Genomic DNA, 16,648 nt, shown 5'->3' on the forward strand with positions numbered 1-16,648 from the left:
ATATCCCCCTCAATGGATAATTTGTACAAAACGTACTGTTTATGACTTTATTATGATGTTAGCGCTTACTTTTAACAATGTGTGAAATTAAGATTTATAGTTTGTATTTTCAAGGTATTCGCTTTTCTTATGTATTTCTTTATTTTGCCAACCACAAAAAAAGCTGCCCTTTATAGAGGACAGCTTGCTTACTACATCTCAGATCACTTATTCATTTTAAACTGTAAAAATAGCTCATTGTAATGAACTAACATCTTTTTCCCCAGATTATCATACACTTCAAGCTTATCAGTCAGCTCTTGTGGCGGGTAAAAGCGTTCATCGCCAGAGATGTCTTTGGGCAATAATTTGAGTGCTTCGGCATTCGGAGTCGAGTAACCAACATACTCTGTATTTTGCTCGGCGATTTTAGGATCTAGCATAAAGTTGATAAATTTATGAGCGGCATCGACATTGGCGGCTGTTTTGGGAATTACCATATTATCGAACCATAGATTCGTACCTTCTTTGGGAACGACAAAATCCAATTGATCATTTTCGCTCATAATCTCAGAAGCATCACCGGAAAAGACCAATCCTGCTGCCGCTTCATTATTCGCTAGCAACATTTTAATTTCATCCCCAACTATCGCTTTGACATTAGGAGTTAACGTTTTGAGCTTGGTTAGGGCTTGTTGTAAATGTTGCTCATTGGTATCATTCAGCGAATATCCCAGACTGTTGAGCGACATCCCGATCACTTCGCGGGCACCATCGGTGAGCAGTACATTGTTACGTAGCTTCGGATTCCAGAGATCGTCCCAGCTATCGAATTTGATGCCTTGAGCTAGATTCGGATTATAGACAATACCTACCGTTCCCCAGAAGTAAGGAGCAGAGTATTTATTGTCTGGATCGAACGATTGATTCATAAATTTAGGATCAATATTTTTCAAATTTGGCAATTTGCTATGATCGAGCGGAATCAACAGATTTTCTTCACGCATTTTGGAAATCGCATAATCCGACGGAATCGCTACATCGAATGTTGTTCCACCTTGTTCGATCTTCGTCAACATCGCTTCATTGGAATCAAAGGTCTGATAGATTACCGTAATACCGGTTTCTTTTTGAAATTGAGCAAGAATATCTGGATCGATATAATCGCCCCAATTGTAGATTGTCAGCGTATTGCCACTTGAATAGCCTTCGCTCACATTTAAGCGTGACGCAGTGTACATTAAGATCAACGCTACCACAATAATACTGAGAAACATTCGGGTAAGAGTCTTCATCTTGGACCTCCTACTGCGATCGGTTCTTCGCGGCGTGGTTTGTTCGTGGCACGTCGATTAATCATATAGTAGCCAACTACCAGCATAACAGTGAATAAGAAGATCAATGTAGACAACGCATTGATCGATAACGCTACCCCTTGTCTAGCACGAGAATAGATTTCAACCGATAATGTCGAATATCCATTCCCTGTTACAAAAAAGGTCACCGCAAAATCATCTAATGAATACGTAAACGCCATAAAAAATCCTGCAAAAATACCGGGCTTGATAAATGGCAAAATGACTTTGCTTAACACATCACGACGACTTGCGCCTAGATCACGCGCTGCATCAATCAAAGAAGGGCTCATTTCTTGCAATCTTGGCAGAATCATCAGTACCGTAATCGGAATACTAAATGCGATATGCGAGATAAGTACCGAAGCAAAGCCTAACTTGATGCCGATCATCGTAAATAAGATCAGAAATGACGCACCAATAATAACATCAGGGCTAACGATCAATACATTATTGAGCGACAATACCGTATCTTTCAACCGACGACGACGAATCCGATCGATTGCCAGTGCACCGATAATCCCGATCATTGTTGCAATCGTTGAAGATAATAAAGCAATTACTAATGTGTTAATCACAATAATAATCAGTCGTGTATCTTGAAAAACTTCGCCATACCATTCCCATGTAAATCCTTCAAATTCATGCATATTGCCTGCACTATTGAACGAATAATACATCAGATACAGAATCGGCGCATATAATAGAGCAAACACAAACACAAGATACAGATTGCCCCAACCATTTTTGTTAGTCATGACGTACCTCCTTGCCGAAGCCGCCACTTAGAATCATGATCACAGCCATCGCAATAATTAAGACTACCGCTACTGTTGAACCCATTCCCCAGTCCTGTGTCACAAGGAAATGCTGTTCAATCGCTGTACCGAGCGTAATGACTTTATTCCCTGCTATCAACCTTGTAATCATAAATAGCGAGAGTGATGGAATAAAGACAGCCATACAGCCAGATTTCACTCCTGCCATCGTTAACGGCAAAATAACACGTCGAAATGTTACCCAACCGGATGCGCCTAGATCACGTGCCGCAGATACCAGAGTAGGATTCATTTCTTCCAGTGCATTGTAAATTGGCAAAATCATAAAAGGAATAAAAATATACACCGATACAAATACAAAACTAGACGCATTAAATAACAACTGTTGCTCACCGAATCCAAGTGTACCCAGTAGTGCATTAATCGGGCCATACGTTCCAAAAATACCGATAAACGCATACGTTTTGAGCAATAGATTAATCCATGTCGGCAAAATAATCAGCAGAATCCATAACTGCCGATGTTTGGTACGAGTCAGCAGATAAGCCGCAGGATAGGCGACTAATAGTGAAAACAATGTTACTAGAAAAGCATACCAGAACGAACTGATCGTCATTTGCAAATAAGTCGGGGTAAAAAACGTCCGATAATTCTGAAGCGTCAAATTTCCATCGACATCAAAAAAAGAATAATATCCTACCAGCACCACCGGTGCGATAACAAATAACACGATCCAGATATAATAAGGCAGCATATAGATGCTGCGTGTATTAGCCTGCATAGACCCCACCTTCTTCATAACCTTCAAGGCGACGATCAAAGTCTTCTTCACTTTCACCAAAACGCATAACATGAATCGCTTCTGCTTCAAAATCAAGTCCGATTTCACTACCTGGATCAGCTTTGCGAGTCGAATGCACCAACCATTCATGACCGGAATCATCATAACAGCTAATCTCATAGTGAACACCACGGAATAATTGGGTATCTACACGCACTTTAAGTTTGCCTTTTTCAACCGTCGTCAGTTCCAGATCTTCCGGACGAATAACCACTTCAATACTTTCATTATCACGTAGACCCTGATCGACACAGTGGAATCGCTTGCCGTTAAATTCCACCAAAAAATCTTCGATCATACGTCCGGGAACAATATTCGATTCTCCGATAAAATCAGCTACAAAGCGGTTAATTGGCTCATCATAGATATCATTCGGCGTACCACTTTGTTCGATTTTCCCTTTGTTCATCACAAAAATCTCATCAGACATCGCCAGTGCTTCTTCTTGATCATGCGTAACAAAGATAAATGTAATCCCTAGACGTTGCTGAATTTCACGCAGTTCATATTGCATTTCTGTACGTAATTTGAGATCCAGTGCAGACAATGGTTCATCAAGCAACAATACTTCTGGTTCATTCACCAGTGCACGCGCGATCGCTACCCGTTGCTTCTGTCCACCAGACATTTCACTGATCGAACGTTGATCATATCCTTCAAGATTGACGAATTGCAGAGCTTCTTTTACTTTGGTCGTCACTTCGTCTTTTTTCATTTTTTTGATCCGCAATCCGAAAGCTACATTTTCAAATACATTCAAATGTGGAAAAAGGGCATAATCTTGAAATACCGTATTCACTTGACGTTTATTTGCAGGTACTTTGTTGATCACCTGACCGTTAAAATAAATCGAACCTCCTGTCGGTTCAGTAAAGCCAGCGATCATACGCAAAATCGTTGTTTTCCCGCAACCGGAAGGGCCGAGTAACGTGTAAAACTTACCCCGTTCTACTTCAAACTCTATATTCTCAAGCACTACTGTTCCATCTTCATAGCGCTTGGATACTCCGTCAAATCGAATAATTGTATTGTCCCCCATAACAGCCTCCTTTAATAACCTCTATCTCTTATTATAACCAATAGATGTCACAACGATTAAAGTATTGTATCCCCTATGTTAAATAGCGATCTGCTAAACATAAATAAAATCCAATCCGCAATTCTCAAGATTGGATTACGATATACTTTATAATTGACGTTTTCTACCTAACCAGCTATCCAATAGACCAAATATCATCGTATAAAATGGTGCTATTTGCCATTCCGAGCATTCTATCCATATCCCTATAAAATAAAGGTTCAATGCAATTATAAAGAAAACAGCCAGAATTGCAATTACATTATCAGTCAAAAGCCTTACAATAAAAGAAATAACAGCTCCGCCCACCCATACAAAACAATAATCGAACACCCAATCTGTATGTACTTCTTTATTATCTTGCGATGACTTAACCTGTCCAAATGTTCAAGTCCCCAATCCATGTTCTATCCACAAGGAGGAATTAACCTGCACACCCTTTCTACGAAGCGATGGGTCATCCTATCGATTTCTATTCTTATCTTATTCTTTTTACCTGCTATCTTTTCACATGCAGACTCTGCTACATCACTTTCCAAAGAACCAGATGAAAGTATTGTCGATGCTTCTGGAAAAGGAGATTATGTCTCTCTTGAGCAAGCCATTCAAGCGCAAGCTACTCATATTTATATACGGAATGGGATCTATGATGTAAACACCACGCTTCAAATTGATCTAGAAGACACAATCATACGTGGACAATCCCGGGATGGTGTTGTTCTTCGTCAGACACAAGCACCTAACGATCTAGTAGTGATCCGCGCAGATCGTGTACATATTTCTAATCTTACACTGGATACGTATACCTATAATGCAGGAGCAACTCTGGTCGTTGCCGATGCGAATCAAGTAATAGTGCAAGATTCTTTGTTTAAAGGTTCAGAACGTATTTTTGCTGTTTATTTTGCAGGGCCTTCAGTTGCCGCAGGTCAGGATACACTGGCTGCTGTCGAATCAGGAACACTTGATGATGGCAACCAATTTTTGCGCAATGAAGTGTATTCTCATTATGCAGGCGACGGATTGTCTTTTTCATTACAAAAAAATGGGCTCGTTCAACATAATACTCTTCATAACGCTGTACTCGCTTTTTATATGTGCCGTAATAGCGAAGTGTCCAACAATCTGATCAACGATTCACCTGGCGTCGGTATTCATTATTCGATGCCTGCGTATGACAATATCATTCGAGATAATGAGATCTATCGTTCACTAGGATCAGGGATACGTGCTTCTGCTAATCTAGAACACCCTGTACCAACAACCGCTCTATACGAAGGATTGCTGATTGAGCATAACATTATTAAAGATACCCGTTCATTTGGAATAGAACTCGATCAAGTAGGTAGTCGTACACGAATTCAGCGTAATACGATTCGCCAGACTGACTTTTCTGGAATCATCGTTCTTCGTTCCTATGATCTACGGATTCATAATAATCAGTTATCGAACAATGCGTATTATCATGTACGTGGCAAAATTCATGATTGGACAGGTAACAGCGGTGGCATTGATTTGGAAAACACCGTTACTGCTACCAAAATCACATACAATACGATCACCTCTAATGGAAAAAGCGATTTTGGGATTCGTTTTTCACCGATACAAGGAAAAAATACGATCTATAAAAACAAACTTGTAGGCACAACTGTAATGACGGATATTATTCGTTTACCTTAAAAATTCCTACTATATATAGCTATATTCCTTGTCTCTATCACTTATCCTTTTCAAGCGACTCCTACTCTACAGTAAGCTAAGTAGGAGTTTTGTTTTTTCAAGAATTTTAGTTACAATTCCTTGATTATCCATATTGACGTAAGCGCTTCCATAAGTAAAAATGAGTGAGATAAATGCTACATAATGGAAAAAAGTGTTGGTTTTGGAACTTTGATAAAATGAGTGCGAAACCTTCCTTTTTAATATTTTGTGATTCATTTATCTACTATCCTTGAGGAGGAATATGGATGAAAAAGAAATTCACTCACTTGTTGCTCACAGCAGTACTGGTTGTAGGTGCGACTTTACCATCAGCAGGCATTGTGAGAGCAGACGCGGCAAGTGATGCTTCTAACCGGGCATTAACATGGTTAGAAACACAACAAGATGCTACAGCAGGGCTGGCTTTTGACGGATTAGTAGATAGTTTCGAAGATTTCTGGGGTCCTAATAATCCGAAACAGATCGTCTATACTTATGATCAGGCGGTAGCCGCGATAGCATTTATCGTAAAAGGCGAGCGTGGTCGTGCTGAAAAAGTACTTAACAAAATGCGAGATATTCAAGATCCTACAGGCTACTGGCTCAATTCGTACTGGTACAACAATGGTGCAGGCGAAGAGATTCGTGAACATGTAGGCCCTGTTGTATGGATGGCAATGGCAGCGATGGCTTATGAGAAACAATACAACGATACTCGTTACCGTCCTATGGCGCTCAAAGCACTGGATTGGTCATTACAGTATCAACAAGCGAATGGTGGCGTAGCTGGCGGCTGGAGTGCTTGGAGCAACTCTAATGAACCGTGGAGCTCTACCGAGCACAATATTGATATTTATCGGGTATTGCAATATTATGCATCTGTCGATTCAACCAAAGCTGCTAAATATAATGCGGCAGCTACTAAAGTGAAAAGCTTCCTTGATACTAAAGTATGGGACGATGCTAACAAACGCTTTACCGGTGGATGGAAAAACGATACCAATCTGATCGATCCTAAACTTCCACTTGATGTGAATCCATGGGGTGTATTAGCACTGGGTACAACAGGTACGCATAATTATGGAGCAAGTCTAGATTATGTTGAAAATGCTAACGGTGTTCCGGGTACACTGGCGAATCCTCGTTACAAACAGACGCTAACTTACAATGATGCTGGCAATACATTAACCGGTTATGATTTTGACTGGACTGATGAAGTGAAGCCTGCTTATGACGACAATGGCAATCAGATCGGTAATACAGGAGCAGACGTATGGTTTGAAGGATCAGCCTTTATGTCACTGGCGTATTATATGAGAGGCGATGTCTCCAAAGCCAATGCGATTAATACTGAAATTATCAAAAAACAAGGAACTAGCGGAGCTTCATTAGGCGGTATTCCGTATTCTCTTAAAGGTACAAGTAATAGCTATTGGGTGATGGCGCAACAGAACTGTGTATCCAGTACAGGTTGGTTGATCTTGTCACTTGCTCATTTCAACCCGTTCACAGGTCAGTATCTGACAGGTGGGAATCCGACGAACCCGACAACACCTACTGATCCAACCACACCTACACCTGATCCGGGTACAGGCACAGATGATCATACAACTGCGGATTATACAGCAGGTGTAACCAAATCATCTGCTACAGCGATCAGTATCAATATTAAGCCTGTAACTACTGCTAAATATGTAGATGTTCATTACAAAATCAATGGTGGCACTCAGCTTAATTACCGTATGACCAACAGCTCGGGAACATGGAAACAAAGTGTGACCGGACTGAGCGCAGGTACCAAAATCGAATACTGGTTTACGTATGAAAAATCAGGCCCTCAATACGATTCAGCTCATTATACGTATACCTTGAATTAAATCATCTCACAGAGCATCTAATAGAGTATTCTATTAGGTGCTTTTTGCTGTTCGCGGGCAACCTTTTCGTCTATGATTTAGATAGAGTATGATATACATATTATTGTTCAAGAAAGGAATTGGATGATGGAACATTTAATCAATGCTTCAGTCAAAGATATTCAAATTAGCGGTATTCGCAAAATTGCTAATGCAGCCGCGCAGTATCCGAATGCAATCTCACTTACGATTGGACAACCTGACTTTCCTACACCTCAACATATTATTGACGCGGCTGAAGTCGCAATGAATAATGGCAAAACAGTCTATACGCCCAATGCAGGTCTACCTGCTCTACGACGTGCAGCAGCACATTTTGTCAGACAAAAATACGGGCAAGATTACAATCCTGATGATGAAGTGATTGTAACCAACGGAGCAAGTGAAGCGCTGGATATCACGCTACGGACGATTATTACACCGGGAGATGAAGTGATTTTGCCCGGGCCAATCTATCCGGGATATGAGCCGTTGATTCGCTTATCCGGCGGGATTCCTGTATATGTAGATACTCGCTCGACGGACTTCAAATTAACTGCCGATTTGATCGAAAAGCATCTATCGAAACGTACGAAAGCGATTATTTTAGGTTATCCTTCTAACCCTACTGGACGGGTGATGAGCGGTACAGAATTACAAGAGATTGCTACATTATTGCAAGAACGCGAAGTGTTTGTCATTTCCGATGAAATATATAGTGAATTGATCTATGATACCCCTCATCAGTCGATTGCTTTATTCGATGGTATGATGCGTGACCAAACGATTGTGATTAACGGATTGTCCAAGTCTCATTCGATGACAGGCTGGCGGATCGGCTTTACTTTTGCACCTGCTGAGCTGACACAACATATGCTTAAAGTGCATCAATACAATGTCACCTGTGCTAGTTCAGTGAGTCAATATGCTGCACTCGAAGCACTTACACAAGGCATCGACGATGCGCTTCCGATGAAACAAGAATATCAGCAACGGCGTGATTATGTGTATGATCGCTTAATCGCTATGGGGCTGACGTTAACCAAGCCAGAAGGCGCTTTTTATTTGTTCCCTTCGATTGCTCATTTGAATATCGGTTCGATGGAATTTGCTTTACGTTTATTGGAGGAAGCAGGATTAGCTGTTGTTCCTGGAGACGCTTTTTCTGAATACGGAGAAGGATATATTCGTATTTCTTATGCTTATTCGCAAGATGTTTTGAGCAGAGGATTAGATCGGTTGGAACAATTTATACAGCAATTATAATATGCACCAAACAGTATAAATAAAAACAGGTATCTTTGGAACGATTTTGGCACCTAAAGATACCTGTTTTTGCATTTACAATTAGAGATAATCAGATGTAAAACGACTTTTTTTAGTAACAATCGTTGCTCCTATGACACAGATATGAAATGAGAATTTGAGTTTCATGAAAAATCTTTAATATTTTCATGCTCTACTCTATTTCTTTAAGCGATATTTGCCGATGTTAGTATAAGAATAAATATGCAGATATTATTAGGAGTGGAGTTATGAAAAATATTAAACAATTTTTGAAATGTCAAACGATTGGCAGTAAATTAATCATTTCTTTCTTTATTGTGATGATTTTAGCTTTGGGTACTTCTAGCTTCACTTCGTATTGGTTAGCTCAAAAAACGCTAAGTAATGAAATGATCAATAGCGCTTCTTCGAGCGTCGAAACATTGAATTCAACCGTCAATACTGAAATGCAGCAAAATATAGATATTGTTGATTATTTCGCCAGTCAGGTAGCTCAAGCTAATTATGCAGATAGAGACGCTCTTGTGAACGGATTTAGAAGCTATTCTACTTCTCTCAAAAAAATAGAATCACTGTATGTAGGAAATACGACAGGTCAATTTTTTACTTCTTCTGACAAACCTAATCCTGCCGGATACGATCCTCGTGAACGTGATTGGTACAAGCAAGCTTTGACTTCACCTGGAAAAGCTATTATTACGAATCCTTACATTTCTGCTTCTACCAAGAAGCTAACCGTTACGATTGCTAAGCAAACAGCCGATCAAAGCGGAGTTATCGGATTAGATATTAATCTAGAAGCATTACAAGCAACAACAGCAACAGTCAAAATCGGTAAAGAAGGATATGCTTTTATCGTAGGGAAAGACAGCAACTTTATTTCCCATCCTACAGCAATTGGACAGAAAAATGCTTCTTCCGAAGAATTGATGGCTCGTCCAGATGCCAAAGGTAGCTATACCTATCTTTATCAAGATAAACAAAAAGAATTAGTCTATACGACAAGTGATCTGACTGGATGGCGGATTGCAGGTAGCTTTTATCAAAATGAGATCAATGAAGCAACTCAACCTATCTTATACAAAATGGTGATTGTTCTATTACTTTCTCTTATTGTAGGTGGTATTGTAGTTGCACTGGTTACTCGCTCTATCACCAAGCGTCTAAGTAATATTGTCGTTGTAGCTGAAGCGATTAGTGATGGCGATCTAACACACCATATCGTAGACCGTAGCAAAGACGAGATTGGCAGATTGTCGCATACCTTTAACAATATGAACGCATCGCTAAGTTCATTAATCGACTCTATTAACGATTCAGTCAGTGATGTTGTCTCTTCTTCAGAGCAATTGAATGCAAGTTCAGAACAAACTAGCCATGCAACCGTACAGATTACGACAGCGATCGAACAATTCTCGGTCGGTAATGAACGCCAAAATAAAAATGTCAATCAAAGTGCAGAGCAATTAACTCAAGTAGCCAATTGGTTACAAACGGTCAAAACCAATTCCAACTCATTACTTTCATTGTCTGAATCGTCGAATTATTTAGCAGATAGTGGAGACCGCTTAATGCAACAAACGGTAGGTCAGATTCAGCATATTGATCAATCGGTGCATCAAGCGAATGAAGTCGTGACGAATCTTTCTCGCAAATCCGAAGAAATTTCGGTTATTTTACAAACGATCAATGATATTGCCAAACAGACCAACCTATTGTCTCTTAATGCGGCAATCGAAGCTGCACGTGCAGGCGAACATGGCAAAGGATTCAATGTCGTTGCAGGTGAAGTGCAGAAGTTAGCCGAGCAGTCCCGTTCTTCTTCTCAACATATCGAGAATCTGTTGAAAGAAATTACAGACGAGATTGGACGTTCATTGTCTACCTTTACCGATATTCATGGTTCTGTTGCCGAAGGAATGATGACGGTTCAACAAGCAGCCGATCAGTTCCAACAGCTACGTACATCATCACATCAGATTTCTTCAAGCCTGACTGAAATGAATACGTTAGTGCAAGAAGTGAACGGCAATGCTGTAGAAGTCGCTCAATCGGTACATGAGATCAGTGAAATTTCCAATGTAAATACCGCTTCTACCCATGAGATTGCGGCTTCAGCAGAAGAGCAATTAGCAGCAATGGAAGAAATCACTGCATCCGCTCACGCTCTAGCTTCATTGGCAGAAAATTTACAACAAGAAATTCACCGCTTCAAAACAACCGATTCAGTAGCTAGTCCATCAGCGTCTCACGCTACAGCAAGCACTGAGAACGATACTGTGGAATAACAGCTATTATGATCTGATTTGAATACGATTCATAAAAAAAGCCTTACCGCTTCTATGATTGCATAGACGGTAAGGCTTTTTAGTTGTGCTCTGTGATTGGTTATCGCTTTTTGCATATCACCGAGCATTATTTAGATAATTCAAGGAATCCTTCGCCAAATACATCCCGTACATCATGAATCGTGATAAAGGCATTAGGATCAGCCGCTTTGACAATCTTTTTGAGTACCGATACTTCTTGCTTGCTAATCACGATATACAGTACTTCTTTCGGTGTCTTTGTATAATATCCATGACCGGACAATACGGTCACTCCGCGATCCATCACTGTAATGACCTTTTCCGCGATCTTATCTTGCTGTGCGGAAATGATCATCACAGCTTTTTTCGGATTCAATCCTTCAATAATAAAGTCCATCGTTTTGGTACCAATATACAACATCACAATCGTTAACATCAGGCTTTGTGCCCCGATAATAAAGTAAGACGAGAAAGCTACAATCAGATCGAAAAAGAGCAACCCGTAGCTAATATTCCAGTCCAGATATTTGTTCGCAATCCGCGCCAGAATTACTGTTCCTGCTGTTGTTCCACCTGCTCGAATAATCAGCCCGATCCCTACACCTGTAAACAATCCACCGAATATCGTATTAATCATAATTTCACTTGAATCGATCCGCCAATCTGCGGTCAGATGAAGGAAAAATGAGTTAAAAGCAACCGCCAGAATCGTATAGATCGTGGTCGTTTTATCCAGAAATTTGTAACCAATAATCAATAGAAACGCATTAATCACCAAGTTCATCAGTCCAGGTGACAATTGCCATACATAAAATAAGATAATCGTAACCCCGGTTACGCCACCTTCACCCAGTTCATTCGGTATTACAAATAAGTTAATTGCTAACGCAAAAATAAACGCACCCAGTGCTATAAAAGCAATATCAATAATCCTTTTTTTCATCTATTTATACTCCCCTTTTATCCAACCCTAACAAATGAGTATTGTAAGCGATAAAACCTTGACAAGTCAAAGCTTTTTTAAGTTACTGTCCTCTGCTATTTCGGTAGTCTATCACCGTTAAAAAGCACGTTGTTAGGTGAAAAATAATGCCGTTTGGATAGGTAGTGTATATTTATGCTGGAAAGAGGAATATTTTGTTTATTTTTTAAATAAATCTTGTATATCGAATGTATATCAATAAAACGTAACCTATGATCATGCGATGTATTTATCTTTTAAAATAATTCCAGACCAATCATTCCGAATATTATTGACTAATTAGTCCGGAATGATTATAGTAAATGTAGCGTTTCTGAATTTTAGCCAATTTATTAACTACATTCACTCATTCGAAAGGCAGGTATCCTTATGGAAAATCAATCTCTACATGAATCTTCAACATTATCTATTGAGGCTTATTATGAACAGGCTATGCAGATGATGAATACGTTTAGTCAAGCGATGCTAACTGAGGATATTGATTTATTCCTTAGTCTTTTTAGCTCAAATATTGTTTTTCAATTCCCGTATGCACCTGAGGAATATGCCAAGCAGTTGGATGGCATTGATGCTCTACGACAACATCTCGAATCGTTAAAAGGAATGATCGCTTTTACTCATTTCACTACTCCAATGATTCATATTTCTGCGGATACTTCTACTTTTATTGCTCAATTTCAAGGTGTGGGTACTTTTGTTGCTACAGGCTTACCTTATGAGCAAGATTATATCTCAGTCGTGACTACCTTAAACGGACAAATTACCCGTTATCAAGATTATTGGAATCCTCTTCAAGTATCTTAATCTTATGTCATTTCAATTTACTATCTGAATAGCATCGTAAAGGAGTATATTATGAAATCTATTGAGCGCATTTTAGTTACTGGCGGACAAGGTAAAACGTCTTCTCGTATTACATCTCTTCTTCTGACAGAGGGTTATCACGTTCGTACAGCAGGTAGAAGATCTTCTTCATTGCAACATCCTCACGCCGAACATGTGCTTTTTGATTGGCATGATTCGTCTACGTATGCACAAGCTTTGCAAGATATAGATGCTATTTATGTCGTTATTCCTGTCACGATGTATCCCGAACCTATCGTTATTCCTTTTATCGAGCTTGCCCTTGCTCAAGGTATCCAACGGGTTGTGTTACTATCCAGTGCATCTATTCATATTGATGAACCTGTTTTTGGACATATACATCGATGGATCAGTGAACACGTACCACAGTGGGCAGTATTACGACCTTCTTATTTTATGCAAAATTTTACCGAAGCACAGCAAGCCGACTTGATTCACCAACATAGAATAATTGCTAGCGCTACACATGAAGGGAAAATTGGATTTGTCGATGCTAATGATATCGCGGCTGTTGCTGTAAAAGCATTAACAGATATCACTCCTCATAATACTGAACATCTGATTACAGGTCCTCAATCACTCACTTATGAGGAAGTAGCGACTATAATTACAGAAGTAACAGGCGTACCGATTACGTATCATGCCACCAGTGAACCAGAGTTGCAACAGCAATTGATAGAGGCTGGAATCGCACCAGATTATGCTAGTTTTCTAGCTCATTTGGATACACGCATTGCTGTGGAAGGGATCGAAGATCAGGTAAGCGATAGTGTTGAGCGTGTCACAGGGAGACTTCCACGATCTTTCCGCCAATATATTGAGGATCATCGACATCTATTTGTAAATACAACAAAAGGCAGCGCTTAATGCTGCCTTTTTGTTTTTGCATATAATACGGATAATGCGATCTCTGTAATTGTGTTTAATTTAGCCTGATCGGCACCCAACTTGGTCGTAAAAATTAGTGCTGTTCGTTCATGGACTAGATACTGTGCCATTGCAGTCAAATTCACCTCTGACCCCAATTCCTCTTGCTCTACAGCACGTTCTAATAAACGGTAAAATCCTGCTTCAATCTGTGCGTTATTATCCTGCAAATATTGATGTAATTCTGTATCATGTGGAGCATATTCTATAGCACTTGCGATAATAAAACATTCTTGAGCTAGTTCGTTATCAGTCAGTACACTAATCATCTTTTGAAAAATCTGTTGTATTAATGGCAAGACTTCACCAGATTGCTCTAACAAAGACAATAAATCTGCTGTTTTATGATCCATATAGTGCTTAACCGCAAGAATAAATAGATCACGCTTGGTTCCATACGTATCATATAGACTCTGACGAGCAATCCCTAATTCTTGCAACAGATCAGGTAACGTCGTTCCTTCATATCCCCGACTGCCAAACGTCTTCATCGCTCGATGCAACACGATAGTCGTATCAAAAGCTTTCGTACGTGCCACTATCTTTCACATCCTCTATCTTTCACTCTACCCTATAAGCTAACCTTACACCGCATCCTGCCCTGATTTCCAGCTCAAATAATCGGTAATCGTCGTGATCGCTACGTCAATCGCATCTTCACTCGGCTCAAGCTTCGCATGATGCAATCCATAAGGCGTATCCACACCTAACCAGAACATAAATCCCGGAATGTGATCCAGAAAATAACCAAAATCTTCGCCGGTCATCGCTTCTGTACATTCTACTAGATTTACATCAGAACGTTGTCCTAACCAATCCATAAATTCATGAGTTAAAGTCGCTTCGTTAAACACTTGCAAGTAATTGGAGCCCCAATCGATCTCTGCCTGACATTCAAATCCTGCTTCGATTCCTTTGACCAGTGCTTCAATGCGAGATTTAACAGCGATCATTGTATCCGCTGACAGTGTACGAATTGTGCCTTCCAGACGGGCGCGCTCGGCGATAATATTTTGCTTGGTTCCGCCTTCGACTTTACCAATCGTCACAACAGCCGAGTCTAACGGATTGATATTACGGGCGATAATCGTCTGCAACTGTCCCACCAATTGACAACCTGCAACGACCATATCATTTGCTTTGTGCGGATAAGCGGCATGTCCTCCTGTACCGATCAGATCGATAAACAATTCAGATGTATTGGCAAATAAAATTCCTGCACGTGTCGCGATCGTACCGACAGGATATTCAGGTGCCACATGAAGTCCGATCATCTGATCTGGCATCCAATCGGCTAATTCTGCACTGGCTAACATCGGCTTCGCTCCGCCTGGGCCTTCTTCTGCTGGCTGAAAAATAACTACAAGATCGTCTGTCATTTGATGAGTCGCAAAATGAGTCAATACGCCGAGTCCAATCGTCATATGTAGATCGTGTCCACAAGCGTGCATATATCCTTCATGTTCACTTTGAAAATCGTAAGACGTCTGCTCGACAATTGGCAACCCATCCATATCAGCACGATAACCAAAACGGCGCTTCGGTGCACTGCCATGAATATAGACTAGAATCCCTGTACGCCATGTTCGAATTTCCAAATGGTTTTGCGGAAGAGTAGCGATATAATCTAGCAAATACTGTTGCGTTTTGAATTCTTGAAATCCCGGTTCAGGAATACGATGAAGATCACGCCGAATCTGAGTAAAAGTAGTCATCTGAATCTCCTTTTTATTTCTCATTCTATACGAATATTTATGCTGAATAGCGTCAGTATACCATCCAAAGTAGCACTAAAAACAAACTCAACACCAAGCTCAAAGGATGAAAGAAAGACCCAGCATGTGCGGGGTCTCCAGATCGAAATATATAGTTATACCTAATTATCAATTACAGTGTACGTAGATCTTGCAAAATTTCTGTTTTAGACTTTGTTTTGTCGTCTACTTGCTTGATTACACGTGCTGGAGTACCTGCTACAACAGAGAAAGGAGGAACGTCTTGCGTTACCACAGCGCCAGCCGCTACAACAGCACCTTCACCGATACGTACGCCTTCAAGTACAACTACGTTCGCACCGATCAATACATCATCTTCAACGGTTACAGGTTGAGCAGAAGGTGGCTCAATGACGCCTGCAAGAACAGAACCTGCTCCGATATGACACATTTTACCGACTTGTACACGTCCACCTAGAACAGCGCCCATATCGATCATTGTACCTTCACCGATCACAACACCGATATTGATAACAGCGCCCATCATAATAACAGCGTTGTCGCCGATAGATACCATTTCACGAATAAATGCGCCTGGCTCAATACGTGCATTGATGTTTTTCATATCTAACAAAGGAATCGCAGAGTTACGACGGTCGCTTTCGATCACTTGGTCTGCAATTTTGCTTGCATTTTCAGTCAAAACGCCTTGAATATCTGCCCAATCGCCGAAAATAACACCTGTATTGCCAGTGATAAATGTCTGTACGTCTTCAGGGAATGTAATGCTGTCCAATTCACCTTTAAGGTATACTTTGACTGGAGTTTTCTTTTTGCTCGTTTTGATCAAATTAATAATTTCGTGTGTATTCAATTCCGTAGACATGTATAGAGGCTCCTTTTATATAACTGCATGTATTTTTAAATGGATCATCA

14 protein-coding genes are annotated in these 16,648 nt (G+C 40.3%); 6 read left to right on the forward strand and 8 right to left on the reverse strand.

Features of this window, described 5'->3' with window-relative positions; all coding sequences use genetic code 11:
• Positions 1-203 precede the first annotated feature (203 nt).
• From QE450_RS18980 to QE450_RS18995, 4 genes are read right to left on the reverse strand one after another with little or no spacing between them, the layout of a single operon-like run.
• Positions 204-1,274, reverse strand: coding sequence for an ABC transporter substrate-binding protein (locus QE450_RS18980; protein ID WP_273614074.1), 1,071 nt, complete (start codon positions 1,272-1,274; stop codon positions 204-206).
• On the reverse strand, positions 1,271-2,092 hold the full coding sequence (locus QE450_RS18985; protein WP_204825979.1) for an ABC transporter permease: 822 nt from the start codon (positions 2,090-2,092) through the stop codon (positions 1,271-1,273). The genes QE450_RS18980 and QE450_RS18985 overlap by 4 nt, the downstream gene beginning before the upstream one ends.
• Positions 2,085-2,894, reverse strand: a complete 810-nt coding sequence (locus QE450_RS18990) for an ABC transporter permease (protein WP_204825978.1) — start codon at positions 2,892-2,894, stop codon at positions 2,085-2,087. Before QE450_RS18990 ends, QE450_RS18985 begins: the two co-directional genes overlap by 8 nt.
• Positions 2,884-3,993 (reverse strand): ABC transporter ATP-binding protein, encoded by a 1,110-nt coding sequence (locus QE450_RS18995; RefSeq protein WP_273614076.1) that lies wholly within the window; start codon positions 3,991-3,993, stop codon positions 2,884-2,886. Before QE450_RS18995 ends, QE450_RS18990 begins: the two co-directional genes overlap by 11 nt.
• Before the next feature lie 441 nt (positions 3,994-4,434).
• Here QE450_RS18995 and QE450_RS19000 point away from each other — a divergent pair, with 441 nt between their 5' ends.
• The 4 genes from QE450_RS19000 (at position 4,435) to QE450_RS19015 (ending at position 11,203) form a co-directional block, all read left to right on the forward strand.
• Positions 4,435-5,712, forward strand: coding sequence for a right-handed parallel beta-helix repeat-containing protein (locus tag QE450_RS19000; protein WP_307301312.1), 1,278 nt, complete (start codon positions 4,435-4,437; stop codon positions 5,710-5,712).
• A gap of 287 nt (positions 5,713-5,999) precedes the next feature.
• Positions 6,000-7,610 (forward strand): prenyltransferase/squalene oxidase repeat-containing protein, encoded by a 1,611-nt coding sequence (locus tag QE450_RS19005; protein ID WP_307301314.1) that lies wholly within the window; start codon positions 6,000-6,002, stop codon positions 7,608-7,610.
• Between the two features lie 126 nt (positions 7,611-7,736).
• Positions 7,737-8,894, forward strand: coding sequence for an aminotransferase A (locus tag QE450_RS19010; RefSeq protein WP_307301316.1), 1,158 nt, complete (start codon positions 7,737-7,739; stop codon positions 8,892-8,894).
• Between the two features lie 269 nt (positions 8,895-9,163).
• The gene (locus tag QE450_RS19015; RefSeq protein ID WP_307301318.1) at positions 9,164-11,203 is read left to right on the forward strand and encodes a methyl-accepting chemotaxis protein; all 2,040 of its coding nucleotides are present in this window, start codon (positions 9,164-9,166) and stop codon (positions 11,201-11,203) included.
• Between the two features lie 127 nt (positions 11,204-11,330).
• Here QE450_RS19015 and QE450_RS19020 read toward each other — a convergent pair whose 3' ends face one another.
• On the reverse strand, positions 11,331-12,167 hold the full coding sequence (locus tag QE450_RS19020; RefSeq protein WP_273614081.1) for a YitT family protein: 837 nt from the start codon (positions 12,165-12,167) through the stop codon (positions 11,331-11,333).
• 408 nt (positions 12,168-12,575) lie between these two features.
• On the opposite strand from QE450_RS19020, the gene QE450_RS19025 reads away from it, so the two are divergent.
• Positions 12,576-13,010, forward strand: a complete 435-nt coding sequence (locus QE450_RS19025) for a nuclear transport factor 2 family protein (protein ID WP_307301323.1) — start codon at positions 12,576-12,578, stop codon at positions 13,008-13,010.
• 51 nt (positions 13,011-13,061) lie between these two features.
• Entirely contained in the window at positions 13,062-13,937 is an 876-nt protein-coding gene (locus QE450_RS19030; protein WP_307301325.1) for an NmrA family NAD(P)-binding protein, read from the forward strand.
• On the opposite strand, the gene QE450_RS19035 is transcribed toward QE450_RS19030, so the two are convergent.
• The 3 genes from QE450_RS19035 to dapD form a co-directional block, all read right to left on the reverse strand.
• Complete coding sequence (locus QE450_RS19035; RefSeq protein WP_307301327.1) at positions 13,934-14,536, reverse strand: TetR/AcrR family transcriptional regulator; 603 nt, start codon at positions 14,534-14,536, stop codon at positions 13,934-13,936. The two genes, QE450_RS19030 and QE450_RS19035, sit on opposite strands and share 4 nt — an antisense overlap.
• Before the next feature lie 45 nt (positions 14,537-14,581).
• Entirely contained in the window at positions 14,582-15,712 is a 1,131-nt protein-coding gene (locus QE450_RS19040) for an N-acetyldiaminopimelate deacetylase (protein WP_307301329.1), read from the reverse strand.
• A 172-nt stretch (positions 15,713-15,884) separates the two neighbouring features.
• On the reverse strand, positions 15,885-16,598 hold the full coding sequence (gene dapD / locus QE450_RS19045) for a 2,3,4,5-tetrahydropyridine-2,6-dicarboxylate N-acetyltransferase (protein WP_307301331.1): 714 nt from the start codon (positions 16,596-16,598) through the stop codon (positions 15,885-15,887).
• Positions 16,599-16,648: the final 50 nt, after the last annotated feature.

Origin of the sequence: Paenibacillus sp. SORGH_AS_0306, assembly GCF_030819345.1 — a bacterium.
Taxonomy (GTDB): domain Bacteria; phylum Bacillota; class Bacilli; order Paenibacillales; family Paenibacillaceae; genus Saccharibacillus; species Saccharibacillus kyungheensis.